This is a genomic window from Peribacillus kribbensis DSM 17871, assembly GCF_000430765.1.
GTDB classification, from domain to species: Bacteria; Bacillota; Bacilli; order Bacillales; family DSM-1321; genus Paraperibacillus; species Paraperibacillus kribbensis.
Window position 1 is genome coordinate 327,449 of the sequence record NZ_KE387239.1, and the last position, 24,344, is coordinate 351,792.

The following is a 24,344-nucleotide window of genomic DNA, read 5'->3' on the forward strand; positions in this document are numbered from 1 at the left end:
GAGGCCCATACGAGGGCCTCTATTTTCTTTTGATTCTGGCATTTAAATCGTTTCTTTCCCAGACCCGCAATAATGGATAGGGATCAAAGGACCATTCTGTCAAACCATTATCCTTATAAAGTCCATAATGAAGGTGCGGAGGGAACTTGCCTGATGTGCCCGGAGGACCGTAGCCGGTGCTTCCGACACCTCCGATGTAAGTACCTGGGCTGACAGCCTGTCCTGTCTTAAGGCCCTTTGCAAAGCCGCTGAGATGGGCAAAATAATGATAGGTGTTATTAATATCGCGGATTCCAATCCTCCACCCGCCGTATTTGTTCCATCCCTTCATCTCTACAATGCCATAGCAGGTAGAACGCACTGGAAGGCCATAATCTGCAAAGATATCAGTCCCCTCGTGTGTCCGGCGGCCTCCCCATCCCCTTGCCACCCCCCAGGTTCCTCTATAGGTGTAATGGGTCCGTACAGGTACAGGAAATACTTTTTTATTGAGGTCTAAGGTTTTAAACTTCTTAAATAATCGAGCATTTCCCATGATGATTCCCACTGCCTTATCCCGCCTATAATAATGCCACAATCCAATCCGTATGTTTCCTTCATCATGCCCGTAGTTCATTAAATAGTGTGCAATGGAAAACAGGAGGTCTTCATTAGTTGTCATGCTCGCACGGCCATCTCCGTTCCCGTCCGTTCCCATGCCTCCCCAGAATTGAATGGAAGCAGGGTTTGAATCATTTTTATCAGGATTAAGCAGTCCGGCCCATTCTTCTCTTGTCATATAGATTCCGACGGGTCCGGTGGAATCGGGAAGATCTCTTCTTGCATTTCTTCTGCTATGTTCATATTGATCTATAGCTGCGATTAAATACCATGGAAGCTGTGTAGCTGTTTCGACAAACTGATACAAGCTCATTCTTGTTTTCAATTTATACGCGTCATTGGGCACAGATGAGGCGGCGTGCATATCAGACGGAAGCATAAAAAAACTATTGAACAAAACAGTCCCAGCTGTAAGGATAAAAAAGAGTAAACGCACCTCCACACCCCTTTCGAATAGATGACAATAGTTTGCGCCTTTGCATTCTGTTTTCATGTGGGATAAATTATGGAAAACAAGCAGAAAAAGCCACTTTTTTGTAAATATCGTTTAGAAATTCATGGGGAATACGTTATAATTTTGTTAGGCGAGGTGATAGACGTGATCGAGATCAATAATATTTGCTATGAGCTGGTGGATGAAAGAAGCGATGGCTTTAATGAAGAGGCCTTTAGAGCGAGATACAGCGAGATTTTAAATAAATATGATTATATTCTTGGGGATTGGGGCTACGGACAATTAAGGCTGAAGGGTTTTTTTGATGATCAGAACCAGAAAGCGGCCTTTGATACAAAGATAAGCACTGTTTCCGAGTATCTCTATGAGTTTTGTAATTTCGGGTGCCCATATTTTGTAGTGAAGAAGATTAAAAAATGAACCGATTTCTTGTGGGAATAGAAAAGAGGCAGCCTGAGGGGCTCGAACCCTTAAGTGGCTGCCTTTTATCGAAGAGGTGATTCAGCTGTTCCCTGTCTGGGTGTATGGGGGCTGTTCTCCTTTTTCTGGATCATCATGGGTTGGATGTGCGCCCTCCATCTGTCGTGGTTTATTTTCATGCAGGGTTTTGTTTTCATAATTAAAAGCTGAATAATGACGCTGCCCTTTCTTCCAGGCAGTGCTTTTATTTTGGACAGCCTCAGCTGCATTCATGGGAGCGCCGTAGGCTCCTTCCGGAAATTCTTCCGGAATTAAGTATTGTGCCGTTTTTTCAACATTAGCAAAATCATGGTAGGAATCATTTTTCATTTTTTTGCCTCCAGAGCATTTTGGATAGTATGCCCCAATAGCCTGCGAAAATGATTACACCACCTCATGCAGAAAGGAAATCAATTCAGCCGCTTCCTCTTCTGAAAGTTTAAATACATGCTCAATGTAGCCTTCCTCTTCCAGATCATCGCTTCCTATGATAGCAAAATGGCTGCTCTGGAGATCCAGGACGATCTGCTTGCCGTAAAAGCGGTCTGTCGAGATGATGGCCAGATCATAACGGGAATTATCCCCCATAAAACTGACGAATCTTGTTTTAGCGTTTAAAAGGTCATCATATAAAAATAAACGTTCTCCCAATGTTACCCTCCTCCATTACCAAGTAGTACTCCTGGCTCCTTATATCTTTTATACAGCCCTGTAGAAAAAACCTTTATTATGCAGAATTATTTTCCTGCGAATTCAGAGAAAGGAGACAAAATTTTCCCTGTATGTGATAATATGACTATGACACCCTAAGAAATATGGAAAGGAATAGGTGAAATGACTCATAGGCATTCCAAGAATACATACAAAATAGCACAATGGCTAAAGTTATTTTTGCCGCATTCCATGATCCGGTACTATCCGCCGCCATTCATCCTGCGGGATACCATTGTCTCGTGTACGAAGCGGGCATTAAGGCAGGGCGGTGAAGTAGCGGTTATTGTATATAATATAAAGAATTTACGGCAGATTAACGAACAAATCGGAAAAACAGAGCATGATGTATACCTCCAGGTTCTAAAAGAAAGCTTTGCCCAAATTATCAAGGATAAAGTGCCGAAAAAGGACATTCTTGCCCTTCACGATTATAATTATGAGTGTATCACTCTCCTATTGAAGCTGGATTCCCAAAAACACAGCCTTCTGGAGGCGGAGCATATTTCACTGCTGGTTCTGCAGGAGGTTAAAGAAAGGCTCATCCTGAATTATCCTAAGGTTATTCCGGATATCGAAACTGGATATATGTTTGTGGAAAAGAATGGTGACCCTGTCCGGGAAGCCTTTAATAAGGCGCACCAGCAGGCAGCTGCCATGGCGGAGAAAAGAATTCATTCCGCCTTTAATGAAATGCTTTTTCAGATGCAGAAGCTGCTTGAGACAAAGAACATTCACCTGCTTGCACAGCCTATTATGGATGTGGCGACAGAGAATATTAAAGCTTATGAGATACTGACGAGAGGTCCGCAGGGTTCCATGCTTGAAAGCCCGCTTAGATTGTTTTCCGTAGCCAGACAGACAAGTATGCTGTATGATTTAGAAATGGTTGTACTAGAAAGAACCTTTCAGCAGGTTTCCAGGAATGACTTCTCAAGTGATGTTTTCATTAATTTCACCCCCATTACCCTGGGAAACTCAAGATTCATCGGGGACATGGAGAAGGTGCTGTTACAATACGGAAATGTAAAACCGGGCCAGATCGTCATAGAAATTACTGAAAGGGACGACATAGACGAAATCAGCGGCCTTGCAGAAAATGTAAGGAGCCTGAGGTCTATGGGATTTAGGATTGCCGTCGATGATACAGGGGCAGGATATGCAAGCCTGCATACAATCAGTGAAATAATGCCTGATATCATTAAAATTGATCGTACTGTCATTCAGGATATTCATCACAGCACAGTGAAGGAATCAATGTTAAAAGGACTCCTGCTGATTGCAAGAGAAGCAGGGTCGGTGGTTGTTGCCGAAGGGATAGAATCCGAGGAGGAGGCCAAGGTCCTGCACAGGAACAAGGTGGACCTCGCCCAGGGATACTTCTATGCAAGGCCGGCAAGGTTCGAACAGGCAGGGGTTCCTTTGTGAATCGGGTGCTGATCCTGATCAATACCGGAAAGGATATGCTGCTATGTATTTTGTAGACCGCGAAAAGATTGAGAATACTCTTCGCTGCCTGGAGAACCAAATCAATTTGTTTGAAAAGCTTGCGGAGGGAAGCCTGGAAGCATCCATAGAAGCACTTGCTTTTGAAAGGGTCTCCCAGATCATGATCGATTCTGTCCTGGATTCTGGGAATGCCATGATTGATGGATTCATTATGAGAGATCCAGGGAGCTTTGAGGATATTATTGATATTCTGGAAGATGAAAAGGTTATCACAAGTGAAATGGCTGTTTCCTTTAAAAAGACCATTCCGCTGCGGAAGATGCTTGTTCAGAACTATATAGATATTTCAAGGGACGAGCTTAGAAGCGGAATGAAGGAATCTTTCTCTGCATTTAAAGCGTTTCCGGAAAAAATAAGAAAGTACCTTACTGACGAATTGGGGCCAGTATCTGCCTTCAAAAACGAGTAAGGTTGAAAAGGAATGAAAGAGCACGCGGTTTTTGCAGGGCTCCTTCATTCCTTTTTTTGTATTGGCTCTGTTCTAAGAAATTGTTGCTTTTTTAAAGTATGTGAGGCAATTCCATTGTAAAAACAGGTTGATTGGAGCGGAAGGTGCGAGACTCCTGATCCAGCTCCAAAGCTTTAAACTGCGACTAAGCTTCTGTCTTCGCTATCGCTCGCCAATCGGCAAGTCTTCTTTATCGGGTCTCTGCCTCCTGGAACGGAAATCAACCGACTTGTTCCAAGCCAAAATGTTTACGAAAACAGCCTTCGTATTAAATCCATCCGGGGGCACCATAATAGAACGATGTCTGCATATATGATACTTTGGAATTAACGGTTTTACAGGAGGGGTTTGAATTGAAAAGATATAAAGGATATTTAATCGATTTAGACGGCACTATTTACAGAGGGAATGAGGTGATTGAGGAAGCAGGCGGCTTCATTGAGGGTCTTAGGAGCAGGGGGATTCCTTATCTGTTTGTAACCAATAATTCTTCAAGGACGCCGGGCCAGGTCGCTGCCAAGCTGAGGGATTTCAAAATCCCGGCAAAGGATCATCAGGTGTTTACGACGAGTATGGCGACCGCGAACTTTATCCATGAACGAAAGCCGGGGGCTTCTGTCTATGTAATCGGTGAAGAAGGAATCCAAAATGCTCTTCAGGAGAAGGGGTTCTTTTTTAAAGAAGACGATCCCGATTTTGTCGTGATGGGGATTGACCGTGAAATCACGTATGAAAAGCTTGCGAAAGCATGCCTCGCCGTGCGGAAGGGCGCCGTCCTCATTTCCACAAACGCTGATATAGCTCTTCCGACAGAAAGAGGATTCCTGCCGGGAAATGGTTCCATCACCTCCGTCGTTTCTGTTTCTACCGGGGTAAAGCCAATTTTTATCGGCAAGCCTGAAGCAGTCATCATCGATCAAGCCATGAAGGTGCTGGGCACCCCGAAAGAGGAGACCCTTATGGTTGGGGATTATTATGATACAGACATTCTGGCCGGGATCAATTCGGGCATCGATACTCTCCTGGTTCATACAGGTGTAACCACTCCTGAACTGCTGGGGAATTACGATCAACAGCCTACTTATACCGTCCATACACTGGATCTGTGGAAGTTTATGGATTAAAAATGGTTTTATGACAGCCTGGCAGAAATGCCGGCTGTTTTTTTATTTGTCTCTTTCTGGTTCGGTTGACAGTTTATTCAGAAAAGTGACATAGTGGATGTATAAGTGAACATTTGTAAGGGGGGATGTAAGATGAGCAAAGTTCTTGTACTTGGAGGAACACGTTTTTTTGGAAAGAGGCTAGTATCCCTGCTGCTTGATGCAGGGCATGAGGTAACGGTCATGACCAGGGGAAACCAAAAGGACACGTTTGGAGACAGAGTGAAAAGAATCACGGGAGACCGGACGAAACCCGAGGATCTGCAGAGAGCAGCTAATGAAGAGGAGTGGGATCTTGTCTATGATAATATTTGTTATTCACAGAAAGCTGCGCTCGAGGCCTGCCGGATCTTCAAGGGAAGAGTGAAACGGTATATCTTTACTTCTACTCTTTCCGTCTACGGCTATGGTTCAAAGATGAAAGAAGGGGAATTCGATCCTTATGAATATAAACTGATTGAGGAGGAGCAAGAGGTTTCCTACGGGGAAGGAAAGAGGCTTGCCGAAGCCGCCTTTTTCCAAAGAGCCCAGTTTCCGGTCTGCGCTGTCAGGTTCCCGATCGTGCTGGGTGAAGATGACTATACCCAGAGACTGCACTTTCATATCCGCTCCATTCTCAAAGGGAAACAAATCGGTGTCCCTAATATGGAAGCGAAGATGTCCTTCATAAACTCCGATGAGGCAGCCCGCTTTCTGTTCTGGACGGGGGAGCGGCAGGCAGCAGGACCCATGAATGCCTGCTCACACGGAGAAATCACGCTTGCAGACTTAGTGAAAGAGATCGAATCAGCCACTGGCAATAAGGCAAATGTGACCGTGCAGGCACCAGATGAGCAGATGTCGCCGTATGGTGTGGAGAACTCCTGGTATATGGACCATTCGAAGGCCGCCAGCCAGGGATTTGAATTTGACGAGCTTAGCGAATGGCTTCCCGCCCTAATCCTTAAGCTGACAGCTATAGAATCTGCCGCATCTTCTTCCTGAAAAAAACGAGACTGCCCGGAATATTTCCTTGAAGGGCAGCCTCGTTTTTTTATTCTGAGCGGGCAGAACGGTGGGCAAGACGGCTTGAGGCTGCAGCAGCTATGGCGCCGACAATGTCATCAAGGAAAGTATGGCACTTGCCGGAGGTTTTATCATTTAAATGCTGCAGGATCAGGGGCTTTTGTTTATCAATGTACCCATAATTAGTAAAGCCGATGGACCCATAGACATTGACGATGGAAAAGGCAAGAATTTCATCGACGCCATAAAGGCTTTCATCCGCTTTGATGATGGATTGAAGCGGTTCCTGAAGAAGGTTGTTCTCCGCCAGAATATCAAGCTGAATGCCGGTCAGGATGGCATTCTGCACTTCTCTCTTGCTTAAAACACGTTCTACATTGAAAATGCAGTCTTCCATTTTTAAATTCTTGTGGTATTTTTGCTGCAGATACATGACAAGCTCCGCAATATCCTTGATTTTTATCCCTCTGTCCTCCAGCAACTTCCTTGCTGCTATTTCAGATACATCTTCCTTCTTTTCATTCCCCATGTCAGACTCACCTTTTCCTATGGATTTCTAAACAAAGACTCTCATTTTGAACAATTCATACAAATAACGTTTCCTCCTTACATATATATGAAGGAAACCCATTTATATAAGCCCATTATTTTTATGGAGGTGAATGTATGCTTGAACAGGCGATATATGAAAATTATGGGATCCAGATGGAAAGACAGGAGCCAGTGGGGGGATATCACGCTTTTATTTCTAGGGATACTCTATTCAGTATTATACCGCTCCAGGAAATCAACGAGGCGGATCTTAAAGAGAGATTGGGGATGTCAGAGCATCTAAAAATGCAGGGAGATAAATATGTATCTTCATTTGTCATGTCTAAAAACCAGACGTATATCTCAGAAGCAGATGGCACGATCTTTCTGTTATTATCCAATCCACTTTTAAAGGAACCCCGCGATCTGCATCTTGGCAGGAAGCTTGCCAGATTTCATATAAGAGGGAGGAGCTATCCTTCCCAGGTAAAGGAATGCTCGAGAATCGGACAGTGGAAAGGAATGTGGGAGCAAAGGATTGACCAGCTTGAAACGGTGTGGAGGGAAAAGCTGCAGTCCCATCCCAATAATGAAGTGGAAAGAATCTTTGTTGAAAGTTTCCCCTATTACATGGCCTTGGGGGAGAATGCTATCCAGTATCTGGTGGATACGGAAATCGACGAGCAGCCGGGGGAACCAGATGCCGGTACGGTCTCCCATGAAAGATTCTCCAAGCAAACGTGGGCGGGGAAATACTTGGTCAGAAATCCTTTCCAGTGGGTCTTTGATCATAGATCCAGAGATATTTCCGAATGGATCAGGCAGCATTATCTGCTAAATCCCCATACGTATCAGCCGCAGATGAAGGATTTTGTTTCCCATTATCAGCGAACCTCCCCACTCACCGCTTTTTCTGCCAGACTCTTATATTCCAGGCTCCTATTTCCCATCCATTATTATGAAACGATTGAAAATTACTTTATAGCTGGTGCAGAGTCCAAGCAGAATGAACTGCAGGAATCATTGGAAACCATGATTAACCGATCGCATTTATACGAGGCATTCCTTCAAAGTTTTTATGAGGCATCCGAAATTCCTGCCAGGGCACTCAAACTGCCTAAGCTGGATTGGCTGTAAATAAACAGAGGAGCTGTATATGAATGAAAGCTCGATGAATGGTTGTTTTTGGCCGTCCTTTAGGATGGCTTTTTAGGCTTTTAAGACTATTTTATTATTTTCCCTTCTATTCCTTGATGGTAAGCGGTTCCAGGGAGTATAGTAAAATTCTAACTATTGTAAAAATTAAGGATAAATACTATAATGTCTTTTATACATAAACAATTGTTCTTTTTAGGAAGACAAAAGAAGGGGGTAACAAGTGTGAATGTAATTTCTATTGGCTTGCTGGGCCTTGGCACCGTTGGTTCCGGCGTTGTAAAAATCATTGAGAATCATCAGGACAAATTAATGCACCAAATAGGCTGTCCTGTCAAAGTAAAGAAAATCCTTGTTAAAGATATGAATAAAGAACGAGATGTACAGGTTAACCCCGGTCTGCTTACGGTCAATCCCGAGGAAATTTTGGAAGACTCTGAGATTGATGTTGTTATAGAAGTGATGGGGGGAATTGAAGAAACAAAGGATTACTTGCTAAGGGCCCTGCGGAATAAAAAAAATGTCGTCACGGCCAATAAGGATTTGATGGCCTTACACAGCAATGAACTCCTGGCCGAAGCAACTAAAAATAAATGCGATTTGTTTTACGAAGCAAGCGTCGCTGGGGGCATCCCCATTCTAAGAAGCCTTGTAGAGGGCCTGGCCTCTGACCGGATTACAAAAATGATGGGCATTGTGAATGGTACCACAAACTTTATTCTTACCAAGATGAATAATCATGGAGCTCCTTATGAGGAAGTACTGAAGGAGGCACAGGAGCTTGGATTTGCGGAAGCGAATCCCGCCGCAGATGTGGATGGCCTGGATGCTGCCAGGAAGATGGCCATTCTCTCAACGCTTGGCTTTTCCATGCCGATTGACCTTTCGGATGTAAAGGTGGAGGGAATTACAGGGATCACTGAGGAGGACATCAGCTATAGCAAGAAATTAGGCTATACCATGAAATTAATCGGCCTTGCCTCAAGAAGCGGAGAAAAGGTTGAAGTCAGTGTCCAGCCGGCATTGCTTCAGGATTCCCATCCGCTTGCCTCCGTCAATGATGAGTACAATGCTGTTTATGTGTATGGGGAAGCAGTGGGCGAAACGATGTTTTACGGTCCGGGGGCCGGAAGTCTGCCCACAGCAACGGCAGTCGTGTCCGATGTCGTAGAGGTCATGAAAAATATGCGCCTTGGTGTTACGGGAAACAGTGCTATTTCACCTCAGTTCAAAAAGGCGCTTAAGGAACCTGGGGAGATCACGGCTAAATATTTTGTGCGGCTTCATGTGAAGGATGAAGTCGGAGTGTTTGCGAGCATCACTTCGATCTTCTCTGAACATGGCGTAAGCTTTGAAAAAATTCTGCAAATGCCTATTAAAGAAAAAGACCTGGCCGAAATTGTCGTCATTACGCATCAAGCGACGCTTCAAGGATTTGAACAGATTCTTCAAAAGCTACAGGATTATGACATGGTACGATCTGTAAAAAGTACATACCGGGTGGAAGGAGACAAAATCATATGAGCTGGAAAGGCCTGATCGAAGAATACCGGGGATATCTTCCTGTGACGGAGGAAACACCCTCTTTATCCTTGCATGAAGGAAACACGCCTCTGATTCACTGCAAAAACCTGTCCGGCCTTTTGGATGTAGATCTTTATGTAAAGTACGAGGGACTCAATCCCACCGGATCTTTTAAGGACAGAGGAATGGTCATGGCAGTGGCAAAAGCCATAGAAGCAGGAAGTGATGCGATTATCTGCGCTTCCACCGGCAATACCTCCGCCGCAGCTGCAGCCTATGCCGCAAGAGCAGGAATTAAGTGCTATGTGGTGATTCCAAACGGAAAAGTCGCACTAGGGAAGCTTGCCCAGGCGATTATGTATGGTGCTGAAATTGTAGCGATTGATGGGAATTTTGATGAAGCATTGCGGCTTGTTCGAAGCATCAGCGAAAAGCATTCTGTTTCGCTTGTCAATTCTGTAAATCCTTATCGCCTGGAGGGACAGAAAACGGCAGCATTTGAAATATGTGATTCTCTTGGTGCTGCTCCAGATATTTTGGCCATTCCAGTAGGCAATGCGGGGAATATTTCGGCTTATTGGAAAGGGTTCAAGGAATATCACGAACGCAGGGGGACTGGACTCCCGCAGATGAGAGGGTTTGAGGCAGAAGGAGCAGCAGCCCTTGTGCATAACCGGGTATTTGAAGAGCCTGAGACGATAGCGACAGCCATACGGATCGGAAATCCTGCAAGCTGGGAACTTGCCGTAAAGGCTGCTGAAGAGTCTAATGGGAAAATTGATGAAGTCTCGGATGATGAGATTTTGAGTGCCTATAAGCTCCTGGCAAAAAAAGAAGGGATTTTTGCTGAGCCTGCTTCCTGTGCTTCCATAGCTGGGATCATAAAACAGGTGAAAAGCGGAGAAATCCCTAAAGGAGCCAAAATTGCAGCTGTGCTGACAGGAAATGGATTGAAGGACCCTGAAACGGCGGTGGATTACAGCGAGATAGCCCCGATTCTCCTTCCGGCAGATGAGCAGGCTATCGCCGGGCATATGATGGGTGTGGCACGTAAATGACAGAAGCAGAAATGTTCCGGATCAGAGTCCCTGCAAGCACGGCAAATTTGGGACCCGGATTTGACTCCATCGGCCTTGCATTGGGTTTGTATCTGGAGCTTGAGGCAGCTCCTTCAGACACCTGGGAAGTGGTGCCGCTGACAAAGGAACTCGAAATCTTTCCTAAGAACGAAACTCATTTCATCTGCCGGATTGCCCTTGAAACGGCGGCTCAATTCGGTGCTGGCTTGAAGCCCTGCCGATTACAGATATCAAGCGGCATACCGCTTACAAGGGGCCTTGGAAGCAGCGCTTCAGCCATAGTGGCTGGGATCGAGCTTGCCGATGCACTGGGAGGACTGGGTCTCTCCAGGGAGGATAAGGTGCGGCTCTCTTCCAAATATGAAGGCCATCCCGATAACGCAGGGGCTTCTGTCTGCGGGGGGCTGGTAGTAGGAAGGCATACCGACCTTGGGACAGACTTGCTGTCATTTAAGCTGGATGACCTTTCAATAATCGCCGTCATACCTGAATACGAGCTTCCGACAGAAGACTCGAGAAAGGTTCTTCCTTCTTCCCTGGCATTTAGCGAAGCAGTCCAGGCAAGTGCTGTTTCTAACACCTTTCTGGCTGCCATGCTTTCAAAAGATTATAAGCTGGCGGGTAAGATGATGGGAGCGGATCTGTTTCACCAGCCATACCGAAGGGAACTGGTGCCGCATTTGGAGCGTGTAGAGGCTGCTGCAAAAAAAGCAGGCGCTTTCGGGACAGCCTTGAGCGGTGCGGGACCGACCGTCCTATGTTTTGTGGATGAAAGCTGCTGCACGGAAGCAGAGGAAAGGCTGAAAGAAGAGTTTCCAAGTTTCAGCGTTATGCGGATTGCGATAGACAATATCGGCAGCACTGTCGAGAAGCTGAATTCCGCATCACTGAAGCTGTAAGCATACAAAAAGAGACTGTCTCATAAGGGGCCCTGGCTGCAGTATGGTGAATTGCCATACAGGCAGGGGCTGGTTCCTTATTTTGAGACAGTCTCTTCATTTATCTTTATGCTTTAGAATACTTGTTCAACTTCCACAACACCGGGAACTTCTTCGAGCAGGGCACGTTCGATTCCTGCTTTTAGTGTAATAGTAGAACTTGGGCAGCTGCCGCATGCACCCAGCAAACGAAGCTTTACAATTCCGTCCTCTACATCTACAAGCTCACAATCTCCACCGTCACGAAGAAGAAACGGACGAAGCTTATCAAGGACCTCTTGAACCTGTTCTGTCATTGCTTGTTCAGACATACCTATCCACTCCTTTCCTAGTATTATTATAATCACTATGTGCTTAAAAAGCTATCCGAATTAACCGAAAAGATACATGGAATCGCATTTTATCTTTAAATTGGGCTTATTTGAAGCTGTCTGGCTTTCTATGTATCATGTTCCATATTGGTTCACAAACTTTCTGAAAATATCCATTAGTATGAATACAGCTTTTATAAAGGGACAGCATCAGGTAAACTTAAAATGGGATTAAGCGAAAAAAATGAATTTCCAGCGAAGGGCGGAATCGTAATGAAAAAAGAAATTGAAGTCCAGGTATATGGAGCTGAAATTATATGTGCAAGCTGTGTGAATCTGCCATCTTCCAAAGAAACCCGTGACTGGCTTGAGGCAGCACTGGGGCGTAAATTTCCTGGGCAGCGCTTTTCGGTGAGCTATGTTGACATAGAAAATCCGCCAGAGGATGAAGAAAAACGTGCCTTTGCACTAAGAGTCGTGGAGGAAGACATGTTTTATCCGGTTGTGCGTATAGAATCCGAAATTGTCGGTGAAGGAAATCCAAAGCTGAAGACAATCGTTGCTGAAATGGAGAAGTACGGCTACCGGCAGCTGCCGGAATAGGGCAGTAGAACGTATACTTAAGCATTACATATTTTTTGGAGGAAACGAATGGTACGCACTTGTTTTGTTCATTTGATCGTAGCCGTAATGGCGATCGACAGGGATTTTACTAGTACTGCAGCAGGCCATGGATCTGAAGCTGAAGTATCTAATCCTGGATGCTCCCCATTTGCCGATGCTGAAAAATGCTTAACAATATACCGGGATTTGCAAATGCATTGAAAGGCTTCAAAATGATGGGAATCGAAGTCATCATTTCCGGTATCCAGCCAGAGGTGGCGATCCAGCTGGTTCACACTGGGATCCACCCTCACAAACACCAAAACATTCGGACAGATGACGCAGGCACTCCAGTATATCAGAGGTCTGTAGGTAGGTTTTTCTTTTCCAAAGTGATGGCCGGAAGAGCTTTAGCCGGCGGCATGCTAAGCTTAGTAAAGCTGTTCCGCCCATCTTTTACATGCGGCGGAAATAGCTTTTCTTAAAAGGGCCGGGACGGCCTTTGCGGGGATCTTTGTATCCTCCACTGGGCTGATGCCCCAAACTGACTATGATGACTGCTGCCGCAAAGGCTAGAATGAACTTTTTATTCAATGTCACTTACTTCTTTCTGATTTAATTTCATGTGGTTATTATACTCTATTATTTATAGAATAAATGCTAAAATTCAAGAGAAAAGCCTGAGGATTTTTCATTAATTTATTTTCCCTTCATATAGTATTACCAACAGAAAGCAGGAGGGATCTTCATGTTCTACGCTCATTTGGTCATATTTAAACTGGCTCCGGAACAGAGAAAGGCTGCAGAGCAGCTCATCAAGGAACTGGACAAAATGAACAGACAGCTATCCGGCTTTAGGGGAAATGTTTATTTTATGGACGATTCATCTTGTGAATATAGGGCTTTGAATTATTGGGATACTAAAAAAGATGCAGAACAAGCCAATCTTATTCTGTTTCCTATTCTTGAGAAGGCGGTCCAAAAATACACAAGCAACAAACCCTCCTATAAGATGTTTGAAGTTTTTGACCCAACCAATGATAGTGAACTGATTTCATCTCATATCCTATGAGTAGTAAATTTGGCTTTCTATCCGGACTGAGCATTAAAACTTAACAAAAAACACGCAGTTTGAAAAAAACTGCGTGTTTTTTCTCTATTGTAATGGGGGAAACCCCTTGATGGATAAAGGTTTTACAAAAATAGAAAAAAGCTAAAAAATTATTACCCGTTGTGATATTTATACATCCACAAGATCCCCGATTTAATCAGGCGGGCAACACGGCCGGTTACTGGTGTGTCGTTGACAAGTCCGAATCCATGCTTGCTGCCCAGAGAGCCCATGGTACCCTTCATCTTTATGGAAGGAAGTGTTTCTGGGATTGGTTTTCCTGCCCATTTCCTTTTTAGAATATCTGCAATTTGTTCTGCCTGCTCTTCTGCAAGCTGTGCGCTAGGAGCGTGAGGAAGACTCGCGCAGTCCCCAACCACAAATACATCATCACGTCCTGGAAGGAAATGCTGTGGAGTTAAGATAACACGGCCTTGTCTATCCTTTTCCACATCAAGGTCCCTGACAAGCTTGTTCGGTTGGATGCCGGCCGTCCATACAATAGCATCAAATGGAAGCGGCTCATCATGATTATACAGCAGATTTTCTTCCACTCTTGTGATGTTTGCCTTGTTTACGATTTCCACATTATGCTTTGTAAACCAGGATTGCACATATTTACTCAAACGCTCAGAAAAAGCGGATAATATATGCTCACCGCGGTCAAAGAGAACCACATTCAAATCCGGGCGGCTTTCATTAAGCTCGCTGGCGAGCTCTACACCGCTCAAGCCCGCACCTACGATTCCCACTCTGGCGCCAGGTGCCAGATTGTTCAGTACTTGATACGTTGTACGCGATTTTTCAATGGTCTGAATGCTTAGAGTATACACATCGGCCCCAGGTACATTATGATATTTATCCTCACAGCCAAGACCGATCACAAGATCATCATAGCTTACAGGTTCTTTATCATTCAAATAAACCTTTCTTTCCTCCAGGCTGATTTCTGTAATTTCCCCATAAGCAATCGTTAGGCGCTCGTGTTCTGGAAAAGAAACACGAACTTCCTGGTCCGAAACGGTTCCTGCAGCTAATGCATAATATTCTGTCTTTAAACAATGGTATGGTGACCGGTCGATCAGGGTGACGGTCCGATCCTCTGGAAGATGAGGAAGAATTCTTTGGAGTATCCTCATTCCGCCGTAGCCCCCACCTAAAACAACTAAATTTTTCATAGTTTTAACCCCTTTTGCCTCAAATAGTAGCTCATGGATTCAGCGCTTACATCTTCCTTTCCAGCACATTCTACAGAGTTCTTTTGGAAAGCCGATGCAGATTTTTTACTAGTGTCAATTTTTCATAGTTTCAAAATGTTATATTTAAATACCATTAAAAAGTATAGCGAAATTCATATGAAATCTCAATAGAATTCTGGAGAACCAAATCTTAATCAAAGCATCCATTCAATTCCGCAAGAGCCGGCTTATAGGGCATTTAAAATACTGCCTTTCTGAAAATTCATGAATTCTATTGAGGGCCGTACGGGTAAACTAAATCCTAAAAAGGATGGCCTAAATATCACTTATGTAGATAGACTACCCCTTTTTTTATAAAGAAAACGAGCTTTTGAAGAATCTGAAATTGACTGAGAGGGAAAAAAGAGGTAGGATTAGGTCGTTAAACTGTGAGGTGAGATGGTTGAAGCCTATTATAGAATTCTGCATCAGCAACCTGGCGAGCGGTTCACAGGAAGCGCTGGAGGTGCTTGAAAGAGATCCGGATCTTGATATTGTTGAATATGGATGTCTGGGCTATTGCGGTAAATGTGCCAGCAGTTTCTTTGCCCTCGTTAACGGGGAAGTGGTCACTGGAGAAAGTGCAGAAGAGCTGGTTTCCAGCATATATGAATTTATCGAAGAAAACCCAATGTTTTAATCAGCTGGTTACTGTCGTCTCAGTAATCGAATCTATATATAAAAGCGGGGCAGTCCATAATCTGCCCCGCTTTATTTGGCTATACGCTGCTTTTCTCTTATGAGCTGCCACTGCTCTTTTGCCATCTCGATAATCTTGGTTTCTATTGTAGTGCGCTGTTTCTCAAGGACCATGGAAAAATGCCGGGCGGATTTGCTGACATCCCCTGTTCTCCTGGAGAGCTCAGCGATCAGATATAACACTTTGATTTCAGACATCTTGGTGCCGCGATAATCTCCTTCATAGTAGGACCTCTCGTATTCATGAAGCGCAAGTGTGATAAAACGGAGCTCCTGATCTTCCATTGAAAGTCCGCGGTACAGCCATGAAATTCGCAAAAAAATTCCGGCCATAATGCAATGCGGTTCTTTCTTGAGCCCAGCACAATAAGAGGCCAGCTTGTAGGCAGTAATCGCCTGCTCCTGTGTTCTTTCTTTCCCGGTCTCACGGGGAACCCAGAAGGCAGATACCTTTTCTTTCAGCTCTTCTTTTGTACCAGGAGGAAAATGGGCTGAGAATTGGCCGGAACATGAATAGCCGCAATGGGGACAGACTACTGCAGTATAAAGTGAAGGGTCAAGCAGCGGGTCCGCGTAAATCGGCCTGAAATCGGTATCCATCCCATCCATTCGTATAAATCTTGACCGAATGCTCTTTGCAGTAAAGCTTTTGCTGAACAAATTACAGATGAGGTTCCGGTCAAATAGTGGTTCCATATTCAGCGCTCCCTGTTTTTTGTAGGTGTTTTTTTACCATTATAGTCCTTTTGGTATATTCATTCATCTATTTTATAATAAATCAAGGGAGTAAATACCTATTTTTCTTCTCTGGTGGATGGATTGTGAAAATCAACTTAGTTGAGCACTCTGTTTCGTTTGGTATATACTATAGTATGGAACCATTTTAAAAAGGAGGCGGAAAAACGATGAGTGAGTTGATTACTCTGACTGAAGCTGCTGCGCTGCATATCAAGGATATGATGAAGCATAATGAAGAAGAAGATGCTTATTTGCGCGTGTCGGTTAACGGCGGCGGATGCAGCGGCCTGTCCTATGGGATGGGATTTGCCCATGAAATTGGTGAAGAAGATACAAGGCTCGACCAGCATGGCCTTGTCATCCTGGTTGATAATGAAAGCTCCCCCATACTTAGAGGGACTGTTATAGATTATAAAGAATCTTTAATGGGCGGCGGGTTTACCATCGACAATCCGAACGCCATCGCAGCGTGCGGATGCGGTTCATCCTTCCGTACGGCTAAGGTTGCGGGAACGCCTGAGGAATGCTAATAAGGGTTAAAAATCACATTGGTTTTTTGAGTGTAACAAGCCCAAAATAATGTGTTAACAACCCTTAAAGCCAGGAATCAAGATTGTGATTACATGCCTTCTCGATAGTTTTGAAAAACTAACTATCTGAGGAGGTTTTTCTATCTCGCTAAATAAGTGGATAAGGAAAAAAGCAGTTGGAAAGTTGTCTAATCAGTTAAGCGATTGACTTGGTTTTAGCGGGGAAGAGTGCTAGGGGGTAATAAAGAATCCTTAGGAATTATAGGATTGTGAAACTTTGTATCTTTGATTCAAAGGGATTCGGAAGCTTAAATAAAACTGTGATTTTATGAAGGAGAGCCAGCCTTTTACTCATTTGTCCATACCCGTAATTTCTATTATAAACAAAAATGACTTCCATCTTTGTTTTGGAAGTCTTTTTGTTTGTCTATTTAAATTATTGGATAATTCAGTTCATATTTCGGGTAGCAATAATAAGGCGGTCTGCGTCCTATTTTAGGCATTGGCCATGAATCCTCAATATAACTCATAGTAACTTTTTCCGTTGAATGGTTCACAAGTAATAACTCTGCTTCTCGATTAAATTCATATCTCAATGCAAGAACCTCCTTATATTAGGAATGTGTGGATTCGCCACCGTCAACATGCAGCACTTGGCCTGTAACAAAACGTGAATCATCAGAAGCTAGATAAACAAATGTTGGTGCAAGTTCAAATGGATGTGCAACTCGTTCCATTGGGTTAAATGCCCCATAGACAGCCACTTGGTCAGACGAGAAGCTTGCTGCAATCAGCGGCGTCCAGATTCGGCCTGGAGCAACTGCGTTTACTCGAATTCCTTGTTTCACAACATTTTTAGCCAAAGCACGTGTCCAGCCAACAATTGCACCCTTTGTGGCCGTATAATCAATCATTTGCTGCTCACCTACATACGTTACGACAGAAGAAGTACCGATAATAGAACTGCCTGGTTTTAAGTAAGGAAGCGCTGCTCTCGTTGTGTAAAAATGTGAATATATGTTGACTTTAAAGGTGTCATCGAATTGTTCGTCTGTAATGTCAAGAAGGCTGAGTTGTTGAAATTGGATCCCTACGTGGTTACAAAGAATATCCAGGCGTCCGAAGGTTTTTACTGTTTGCTCTACAATAGCGATACATTGTTGTTTATCTCGCAAGTCTCCTGGCATTAATATACAACGCTGTCCTAGTTCTTCGATTCTTGCTTTTGTTCTATTAGCATCTTCGTGTTCATCTAAGTATGCAATGGCAACGTCAGCACTTTCCTTTGCGAAGGCAATGGCTGTTGCTGCACCAATACCACTATCCCCTCCTGTAATAAGAGCAACTTTTCCTGCTAACTTACCACTCCCTTTGTAATTAGGATTTTCAATGATTGGAAGTGGTACCATTAAGCTTTCTAAACCAGGATGACGAAGTTGACGTTGTTCTGGTAAATTCATTGGGATTTCTTGATAGCGTGTGATTTTTCCATAATTAGGGTACATCGGATAAGGCTGAGTTTTCATGTTCTCTAGAAACATTTGTTGCATTTGTTTTATTTGTTGCAAATCACGTTTATCAGATTCTTGTGCCATTTAACTCCCTCCTCTTGTGCTTTTCCCCTTAAATGTTTATGTCGGTTACTGCTAATCCAAGTATCAATAATTAAAAACTTGTGTTAAGACGCCTCTTTTTTCTTTGGCTTTTTTGGGCAGGAAAGGAGCGCAGGAAAGCCGAATAACAATAGCAGGCATGATTCCGGATGCACCAAAAAATACTGGAGGAATCTCAATTGGTAAAATTATTAATTGCCGACAGGGACCGAAATGAACTTGCAGGGATAAGCTGGCTGGTAAAGTCCTATGCCCTTCCCTTTGATGAAGTCCTTTTGGCTGACTCAATGTCCGATCTGTTCCGTGTGATAGAAGCGAAGCTTCCTGGGGTCATCTGTGTGGAGCTGGATATGATTCAGCCTGGAGAATGGGAAGGATTCATGGGCTTGGTCACCCGATATTCTGCTGTTGTTATCGTCATGACAGCTGAGGCTACCTATGAGAGGGCCTATCAGGGCATCCAGCTTGGGGCCCTGGATTTATGGCTGAAGCCGCTCACACCGGAAATTGTGAAGCGCGTGTTGGCCCGGAGCGTCAAGCTTCCTGCCCCTCCAGAAGAATCGGGTCCGGCTGGCACAAAGCCCATTTCCTATCATTCTTTATTTAATAGCCGTGAAAAGGAAACTGGCTGTTACCAAATCTTGCTGATTAAGCTGGAAAACCCTGAAAAGAAAGAGATGCTTCATTCTTTTGTAGAAAATTACAGTTTTCCGTCCCCTCCAGTTATCCTGCCGCTAAATGATGTGGTAGTCTGCCTGTTTTCTTTTTTAAAAAAGGATGCTAAGCGCTCTTTGCTTTTATGCGGCAACCGTTTCTTAAAGGATTGGGAGAATCGTTTTTCCGAAACGATTTCTCTTGTGATTTATAATGGAGAAAAGAATCTGTCCCTGCAGGAGCAATATGAAATTGCCAGGGGGGCGCTCGATTATCAGTTTTATCAGGGAAGCCGCAAGCTGTTCTATGTCACACAGGGCCCTGAGTGGAAACGGGAAGACCCTTTTTTAACCCCTTCGGAGCAAAGGCTTTGGATTGCGATGCTTAATGAAGATAAGAGGCAGGAAATAAAGGAATGGATGTACGGCGAATTTCTGAATCAGAAAGAGCCTTACCCTGAGCCGGGTTTTACACGGATCAGGCTCACAAGCATTCTGGCCCAGGTCAGCCGATTTATGAAAACATGTCTGGCGGACGGCGGGGAAAATTTGGAAAGCTACCATAAAGTGTTTCATATTATACTATATAACCCCAATCTTTACCGCATCGTCCAGGAATTTTACTTATTCATACTTGATGTCCTGGACCTGGCTAATTCTCAGAAGGAGCGGTCAAGAAGAGATATAGTGGAGCTTGCTTATCAATATATTGAATCCCATTTTCAAAATCCTCATTTAAAACTGGAGCACGTCTCTTCACATGTCGAAAGAAGCCAGGCCTACCTAAGCTCCCAGTTTTCTAAGAGATATGGAATTCCTTTTAGAGATGCATTGAATTATGCAAGAGTGAAAGAAGCGAAACGGCTATTAAGGGAAACTCTGCTGCCGATACAGCATATAGCCAGCAAGTCTGGTTTTGACAACGCGAATTATTTCAGCCGCATCTTCAAGAAAAGTGTCGGCTTGACCCCGAGAGAATACCGCAACCAAAAGAAAATGCTAAAAACGTAAATTTTTCTCCTTTAGACTCAGCTATACATCCATAATTCTGTCAAGAACAAAAAATTATTTGCTGAATTCAAATATTCATCATCTATTTTCCCATGACTTCCTCCCATAAAATCAAGAAGAGAGAAAAGAAATGGGAAGGCGGGAATACCTATGGGACAGGGAAGGAAAATAACGAATTTTTCCGGCACAGAGCTCCATACAAAAGGATGGGTTCAGGAAGCGGCCTTGAGGATGCTCTATAATAATTTAAATGCCGAGGTGGCAGAACGGCCCGAGGATCTGGTGGTATACGGAGGAATCGGAAAGGCTGCCCGGAACTGGGAATGCTTCGATGCCATTGTTCAGTCACTAAAGGAGCTTGGAAATGATGAAACACTCCTTATCCAGTCCGGCAAGCCTGCGGCTGTCTTTAAAAGCCATGAAGATGCACCCAGAGTTTTGCTGGCAAATTCCAATCTGGTTCCTGCCTGGGCAAACTGGGAGCATTTTAATGAGCTCGATAAGAAGGGGCTGATGATGTACGGGCAGATGACTGCTGGCAGCTGGATTTACATCGGCAGCCAGGGAATCGTCCAGGGAACCTATGAAACCTTTGCGGAATGTGCAAGACAGCATTTTAATGGGTCACTTGCCGGCACCCTTACAGTAACAGCCGGTCTTGGAGGCATGGGAGGGGCCCAGCCGCTTGCAGTCTCCCTGAATGGGGGAGTAAGCATCAATGTGGAAATGGATAAGTCACGAATCAAGAGGCGGATCGATACAGGATATTTAGATGTAGAGGCGAAAAACCTTCAGGAGGCTATTGCCATGGCTGAAAGGGCTAAAAAAGAGAAAAGGGCCCTTTCTATAGGAATTGCAGGCAATGCGGCTGAACTGCTGCCTTCTATGCTGGCGGAGAATTTCATCCCTGATATATTGACAGACCAGACCTCCTCGCATGATCCGTTAAACGGATATAATCCTGCCGGACTTTCCCTTGAAGATGCGGCCCAGCTGAGAGCCAGTGATCCAAAGGCATATGTGGAGAAGGCAAAGAAAAGCATAGCTGAACATGTAAGTGCCATGCTGAGGATGCAGGAGCAGGGAGCCGTTACCTTTGATTATGGAAACAACATCCGGCAGGCAGCTTTCGATCAGGGGGTAAAGGAAGCATTCCGGTTTCCGGGGTTTGTCCCTGCATTTATCCGGCCCCAGTTCTGCGAAGGAAGAGGCCCCTTTAGATGGGCGGCTTTATCGGGGGACCCCGAGGATATCTATAAAACGGATGAAGTCATCCTGAAGGAATTCAGCAGCAATCACCAGCTGTGCAGCTGGATTAAGATGGCGCGTGAACGGATCCAATTTCAAGGATTGCCAGCCCGGATCTGCTGGCTTGGGTATGGGGAAAGAGCGAGGTTTGGGAAGATCATCAACAGCATGGTGGCCTCTGGAGAACTAAAGGCCCCGATTGTAATTGGACGCGACCATTTAGACTCTGGATCTGTGGCTTCTCCCAACCGGGAAACAGAAAATATGAAGGATGGCAGTGATGCAGTTGCAGATTGGCCGATCCTGAATGCCCTTATCAATTGTGCAGGAGGGGCCAGCTGGGTTTCGGTCCATCAGGGCGGGGGTGTCGGAATGGGGTATTCCATTCATGCAGGCATGGTCATTGTCGCTGATGGGACAAAGGAAGCGGAGCGGCGCCTGGAAAGGGTGCTCGCTGCGGATCCGGGAATCGGAATTGTCCGGCATGCGGATGCTGGATATGAAAAGGCGGTGGACGCAGCTAAAAGACATGGCATTAAAATGCCCATGCTCTCATATGAAGGAGGCAGCAGCGCGGATGAATAAGCCTATCTTTATTAGGAACGCAAACCAGCTTGTATCTTTTAAAGGAAGTTCACATTCTCCACTGACAGGCCGCTCTATGGAAAACCTAATGATTCTTTCCAATGGGAGTGTATGGATTGAAAAGGGGCGGATAGCAGATGCAGGGGAGGATTCCATTCTTGCAGAAAAGTTTAAAGACCGCATCCACGAGGCCAGCGTCATAGATGCCGAAGGGAAGCTTGTCACACCAGGCTTGGTGGATCCCCATACCCATTTAATTCACAGCGGCACCCGGGAAGAGGAATTTAATAGGAGGCTCCACGGGGCTTCCTATATGGAAATTATGGAGAGCGGCGGAGGGATTCATGCAACAGCTGCTGCCACACAAAAAGCGGACATTGACCAGCTCATCAGCGAAGGTCTGGCAAGGCTTGATTCTTTTCTTCTCCATGGGGTCACAACCTTGGAAGCCAAAAGCGGATATGGACTGACACTTGAGCAGGAAATCAAGCAGCTGGAAGCCGCAGCAAGCCTCTCCTGTCAGCATCCTATCGATATTGTTCATACATTTATGGGGGCGCATGCCATCCCGAAGCGCTACAAGGATAAGCCCGATCAGTTTGTGGATCTTGTGTCACAAGAAATGATCCCTGAAATAGCCAAAAGAGGGCTTGCAGAATTTAATGATGTGTTTTGTGAACGAGGGGTATTTACACCCGAGCAGACGAGAAAAATTTTAAGAGCGGGAATTGCACACGGGCTGATCCCTAAAATTCATGCAGACGAAATAGAACCATATGGAGGGGCGGAGCTCGCAGCAGAGATGGGGGCTATCTCGGCAGACCACCTCCTCAGAGCATCCGATTATGGAATTGAAAAGATGGCGGAAAGAGGTGTCACTGCCGTTTTGCTGCCAGGAACTGCCCTTTTTTTAATGACCGATCCGGTTAACGGAAGGAAGATGATTGACAGGGGGGTACCTGTAGCATTGGCAACAGATTTTAACCCGGGATCTTCCCCGACCGTATCCCTGGGGCTCATCATGAACCTGGGATGCTTAAGGATGGGAATGAGCCCCGCAGAAGTACTGGCTGCAGCCACGATCAATGCTGCCCATGCCATTAACCGGGGAAGGGATATCGGATCCATAGAGAAAGGGAAAAAAGCAGATATTGTCTTGTTTAATGTCCCGAATTATTTGCGCCTGCAGTATGAGTTTGGTGTCAATCATGTCCATACCGTCATCAAGGAAGGGGAGGTTGTAGTAGAGAACGGAAAGCTTGTGCGGAAAATATAAGGATAATTCCTCCTTTTTCAAAAACAAAGGAGCCTGCCTTGCTGTACGGCAGAACTGGCAGTTCAAACTACCATACAGGCGAAGGCAGACTCCTTTAAAACAGTCTTTACTCGGTATAAAAATTAATTAAACATGGAAGTACTGTGAAGCGGCTGAATTCTTGCTTTTGGATCAATGTAAGATTTTGCATTGTTTACAGCAGTTGGTGCTTCGCCAAATCCGGTAGCTATAAGCTTAGCTTTGCCTTCATATGTGCAGATATCTCCCGCAGCGTAAATTCCAGGAATATTGGTTTCCATTTTTGAGTTTACGACAATTGAATTTTTCTCGATCTCAAGTTCCCACTCTTTAATTGGTCCGAGTGAGGAAACGAAGCCATAGTTCACAATGACAGCATCTACGTCCAGAACTTCTTTTGTTTCTTCCTTTGCATTCTCAAGAACAACTTGTTTGATGCCCTCTTCATCTCCAATGATTTCAGCAGGGACAAACGGAGTTTTTATATCAACCTTGGAATTCATCAGGTTCTCCACACTGTGCTCATGTGCCCGGAATTTATCCCTTCTATGAACAAGGGATACTTTTTCGGCAATGGGCTCTAGCATAAGTGCCCAGTCTACTGCAGAATCTCCTCCGCCAAAGACCACGACTTTCTGGCCTGCAAATTTATTTAGGTCATCAATGAAATAGTGAAGGTTTTTCCCCTCATATTCCTTTGCTTTCTCCAGTTCAAGCCTCCGGGGCTGGAATGCTCCGTTTCCTGCTGTAATGATAATGGTCTTGGAAAAATGAATTTCTTCATTAGTTGTTATCTTGAATACGCCATCTGCTTGTTTTTCAACTTTTTCGACAGCCTGCTCAAGGCAGATCTTTTGCTCGAATTTTTGCATCTGCTCTTTAAGGTTATCTACAAGCTCCTGGGCTCTGACTTTGGGAAAGCCGGCTACATCATAAATGTATTTTTCAGGATATAGAGCAGTTAACTGTCCACCGAGCTGAGGAAGGCTTTCTATAATTTTAACGGAAGCCTGGCGCATTCCCCCGTAGAAAGCTGTAAACAGCCCGGTCGGCCCGCCCCCAATAATGGTTATATCATAAACGTTTTGATCTTCTCTCACTGATAAGCCTCCTATGTAAATAAAATCTTTTATT

General features: G+C 44.7%; 26 protein-coding genes. 16 read left to right on the forward strand and 10 right to left on the reverse strand.

Annotation, left to right across the window (positions count from 1 at the left end):
• Positions 1–19 precede the first annotated feature (19 nt).
• Positions 20–1,036: a M23 family metallopeptidase gene (locus H539_RS0117645; protein WP_026694605.1), complete on the reverse strand. Its 1,017-nt coding sequence runs from the start codon at positions 1,034–1,036 to the stop codon at positions 20–22.
• Positions 1,037–1,198: 162 nt separating this feature from the next.
• On the opposite strand from H539_RS0117645, the gene H539_RS0117650 reads away from it, so the two are divergent.
• Positions 1,199–1,474 (forward strand): YutD family protein, encoded by a 276-nt coding sequence (locus H539_RS0117650; protein ID WP_026694606.1) that lies wholly within the window; start codon positions 1,199–1,201, stop codon positions 1,472–1,474.
• A gap of 81 nt (positions 1,475–1,555) precedes the next feature.
• On the opposite strand, the gene H539_RS0117655 is transcribed toward H539_RS0117650, so the two are convergent.
• Positions 1,556–1,843, reverse strand: a complete 288-nt coding sequence (locus tag H539_RS0117655; protein ID WP_026694607.1) for a hypothetical protein — start codon at positions 1,841–1,843, stop codon at positions 1,556–1,558.
• Positions 1,844–1,897: 54 nt separating this feature from the next.
• Positions 1,898–2,164, reverse strand: coding sequence for a DUF3055 domain-containing protein (locus tag H539_RS0117660; RefSeq protein WP_026694608.1), 267 nt, complete (start codon positions 2,162–2,164; stop codon positions 1,898–1,900).
• Between the two features lie 183 nt (positions 2,165–2,347).
• Here H539_RS0117660 and H539_RS0117665 point away from each other — a divergent pair, with 183 nt between their 5' ends.
• From H539_RS0117665 to H539_RS0117680, 4 genes are all read left to right on the forward strand, one after another.
• On the forward strand, positions 2,348–3,652 hold the full coding sequence (locus H539_RS0117665; protein ID WP_026694609.1) for a GGDEF domain-containing phosphodiesterase: 1,305 nt from the start codon (positions 2,348–2,350) through the stop codon (positions 3,650–3,652).
• Entirely contained in the window at positions 3,609–4,142 is a 534-nt protein-coding gene (locus H539_RS0117670; protein ID WP_342664019.1) for a DUF86 domain-containing protein, read from the forward strand. The genes H539_RS0117665 and H539_RS0117670 overlap by 44 nt, the downstream gene beginning before the upstream one ends.
• A gap of 392 nt (positions 4,143–4,534) precedes the next feature.
• A complete protein-coding gene (locus tag H539_RS0117675; protein WP_026694611.1) occupies positions 4,535–5,305 on the forward strand; it encodes a TIGR01457 family HAD-type hydrolase in 771 nt (256 codons plus the stop codon).
• Positions 5,306–5,437: 132 nt separating this feature from the next.
• Positions 5,438–6,328 (forward strand): NAD-dependent epimerase/dehydratase family protein, encoded by an 891-nt coding sequence (locus H539_RS0117680; protein ID WP_026694612.1) that lies wholly within the window; start codon positions 5,438–5,440, stop codon positions 6,326–6,328.
• A 49-nt stretch (positions 6,329–6,377) separates the two neighbouring features.
• On the opposite strand, the gene H539_RS0117685 is transcribed toward H539_RS0117680, so the two are convergent.
• On the reverse strand, positions 6,378–6,878 hold the full coding sequence (locus H539_RS0117685) for a phosphatidylglycerophosphatase A family protein (RefSeq protein ID WP_026694613.1): 501 nt from the start codon (positions 6,876–6,878) through the stop codon (positions 6,378–6,380).
• A 137-nt stretch (positions 6,879–7,015) separates the two neighbouring features.
• Here H539_RS0117685 and yutH point away from each other — a divergent pair, with 137 nt between their 5' ends.
• The 4 genes from yutH (at position 7,016) to thrB (ending at position 11,537) form a co-directional block, all read left to right on the forward strand.
• Complete coding sequence (gene yutH, locus H539_RS0117690) at positions 7,016–8,017, forward strand: spore coat putative kinase YutH (protein WP_026694614.1); 1,002 nt, start codon at positions 7,016–7,018, stop codon at positions 8,015–8,017.
• A 243-nt stretch (positions 8,018–8,260) separates the two neighbouring features.
• On the forward strand, positions 8,261–9,559 hold the full coding sequence (locus H539_RS0117695; RefSeq protein ID WP_026694615.1) for a homoserine dehydrogenase: 1,299 nt from the start codon (positions 8,261–8,263) through the stop codon (positions 9,557–9,559).
• Positions 9,556–10,617, forward strand: coding sequence for a threonine synthase (gene thrC / locus H539_RS0117700; protein WP_026694616.1), 1,062 nt, complete (start codon positions 9,556–9,558; stop codon positions 10,615–10,617). Before H539_RS0117695 ends, thrC begins: the two co-directional genes overlap by 4 nt.
• Complete coding sequence (thrB, locus tag H539_RS0117705) at positions 10,614–11,537, forward strand: homoserine kinase (protein ID WP_026694617.1); 924 nt, start codon at positions 10,614–10,616, stop codon at positions 11,535–11,537. The genes thrC and thrB overlap by 4 nt, the downstream gene beginning before the upstream one ends.
• A 113-nt stretch (positions 11,538–11,650) precedes the next feature.
• Here thrB and H539_RS0117710 read toward each other — a convergent pair whose 3' ends face one another.
• Positions 11,651–11,887, reverse strand: coding sequence for a NifU family protein (locus H539_RS0117710; RefSeq protein ID WP_026694618.1), 237 nt, complete (start codon positions 11,885–11,887; stop codon positions 11,651–11,653).
• Positions 11,888–12,160: 273 nt separating this feature from the next.
• Here H539_RS0117710 and H539_RS0117715 point away from each other — a divergent pair, with 273 nt between their 5' ends.
• Positions 12,161–12,490 (forward strand): YuzD family protein, encoded by a 330-nt coding sequence (locus H539_RS0117715; RefSeq protein ID WP_026694619.1) that lies wholly within the window; start codon positions 12,161–12,163, stop codon positions 12,488–12,490.
• 68 nt (positions 12,491–12,558) lie between these two features.
• Here the strand turns inward: H539_RS0117715 and H539_RS0117720 are convergent, their stop codons facing one another.
• Positions 12,559–12,786 carry a hypothetical protein gene (locus H539_RS0117720; protein ID WP_026694620.1) on the reverse strand — a complete coding sequence of 76 codons (228 nt, stop codon included), beginning with the start codon at positions 12,784–12,786 and terminating at the stop codon, positions 12,559–12,561.
• Positions 12,787–13,238: 452 nt separating this feature from the next.
• Between H539_RS0117720 and H539_RS0117730 the strand changes: the two genes are divergently transcribed.
• Positions 13,239–13,562, forward strand: a complete 324-nt coding sequence (locus H539_RS0117730) for a hypothetical protein (RefSeq protein ID WP_026694621.1) — start codon at positions 13,239–13,241, stop codon at positions 13,560–13,562.
• Between the two features lie 152 nt (positions 13,563–13,714).
• Here H539_RS0117730 and H539_RS0117735 read toward each other — a convergent pair whose 3' ends face one another.
• The gene (locus tag H539_RS0117735; RefSeq protein WP_026694622.1) at positions 13,715–14,779 is read right to left on the reverse strand and encodes an NAD(P)/FAD-dependent oxidoreductase; all 1,065 of its coding nucleotides are present in this window, start codon (positions 14,777–14,779) and stop codon (positions 13,715–13,717) included.
• 463 nt (positions 14,780–15,242) lie between these two features.
• Between H539_RS0117735 and H539_RS0117740 the strand changes: the two genes are divergently transcribed.
• Positions 15,243–15,479 carry a YuzB family protein gene (locus H539_RS0117740; RefSeq protein WP_026694623.1) on the forward strand — a complete coding sequence of 79 codons (237 nt, stop codon included), beginning with the start codon at positions 15,243–15,245 and terminating at the stop codon, positions 15,477–15,479.
• A 71-nt stretch (positions 15,480–15,550) separates the two neighbouring features.
• Here the strand turns inward: H539_RS0117740 and H539_RS0117745 are convergent, their stop codons facing one another.
• Positions 15,551–16,234 carry a DUF2225 domain-containing protein gene (locus H539_RS0117745; RefSeq protein WP_035323061.1) on the reverse strand — a complete coding sequence of 228 codons (684 nt, stop codon included), beginning with the start codon at positions 16,232–16,234 and terminating at the stop codon, positions 15,551–15,553.
• 209 nt (positions 16,235–16,443) lie between these two features.
• Here H539_RS0117745 and H539_RS0117750 point away from each other — a divergent pair, with 209 nt between their 5' ends.
• Positions 16,444–16,806 carry a HesB/IscA family protein gene (locus H539_RS0117750; RefSeq protein WP_026694625.1) on the forward strand — a complete coding sequence of 121 codons (363 nt, stop codon included), beginning with the start codon at positions 16,444–16,446 and terminating at the stop codon, positions 16,804–16,806.
• 614 nt (positions 16,807–17,420) lie between these two features.
• Here the strand turns inward: H539_RS0117750 and H539_RS0117760 are convergent.
• Positions 17,421–18,401, reverse strand: coding sequence for an SDR family oxidoreductase (locus H539_RS0117760; protein ID WP_026694626.1), 981 nt, complete (start codon positions 18,399–18,401; stop codon positions 17,421–17,423).
• 197 nt (positions 18,402–18,598) lie between these two features.
• Here H539_RS0117760 and H539_RS0117765 point away from each other — a divergent pair, with 197 nt between their 5' ends.
• From H539_RS0117765 to hutI, 3 genes are all read left to right on the forward strand, one after another.
• Positions 18,599–20,083 (forward strand): helix-turn-helix domain-containing protein, encoded by a 1,485-nt coding sequence (locus H539_RS0117765; RefSeq protein WP_035323064.1) that lies wholly within the window; start codon positions 18,599–18,601, stop codon positions 20,081–20,083.
• Positions 20,084–20,233: 150 nt separating this feature from the next.
• Positions 20,234–21,916: a urocanate hydratase gene (hutU, locus tag H539_RS0117770; protein ID WP_026694628.1), complete on the forward strand. Its 1,683-nt coding sequence runs from the start codon at positions 20,234–20,236 to the stop codon at positions 21,914–21,916.
• Positions 21,909–23,192 (forward strand): imidazolonepropionase, encoded by a 1,284-nt coding sequence (gene hutI, locus H539_RS0117775; RefSeq protein WP_026694629.1) that lies wholly within the window; start codon positions 21,909–21,911, stop codon positions 23,190–23,192. Before hutU ends, hutI begins: the two co-directional genes overlap by 8 nt.
• A 122-nt stretch (positions 23,193–23,314) precedes the next feature.
• Here hutI and H539_RS0117780 read toward each other — a convergent pair whose 3' ends face one another.
• Positions 23,315–24,310, reverse strand: a complete 996-nt coding sequence (locus tag H539_RS0117780; protein ID WP_026694630.1) for an NAD(P)/FAD-dependent oxidoreductase — start codon at positions 24,308–24,310, stop codon at positions 23,315–23,317.
• Positions 24,311–24,344: the final 34 nt, after the last annotated feature.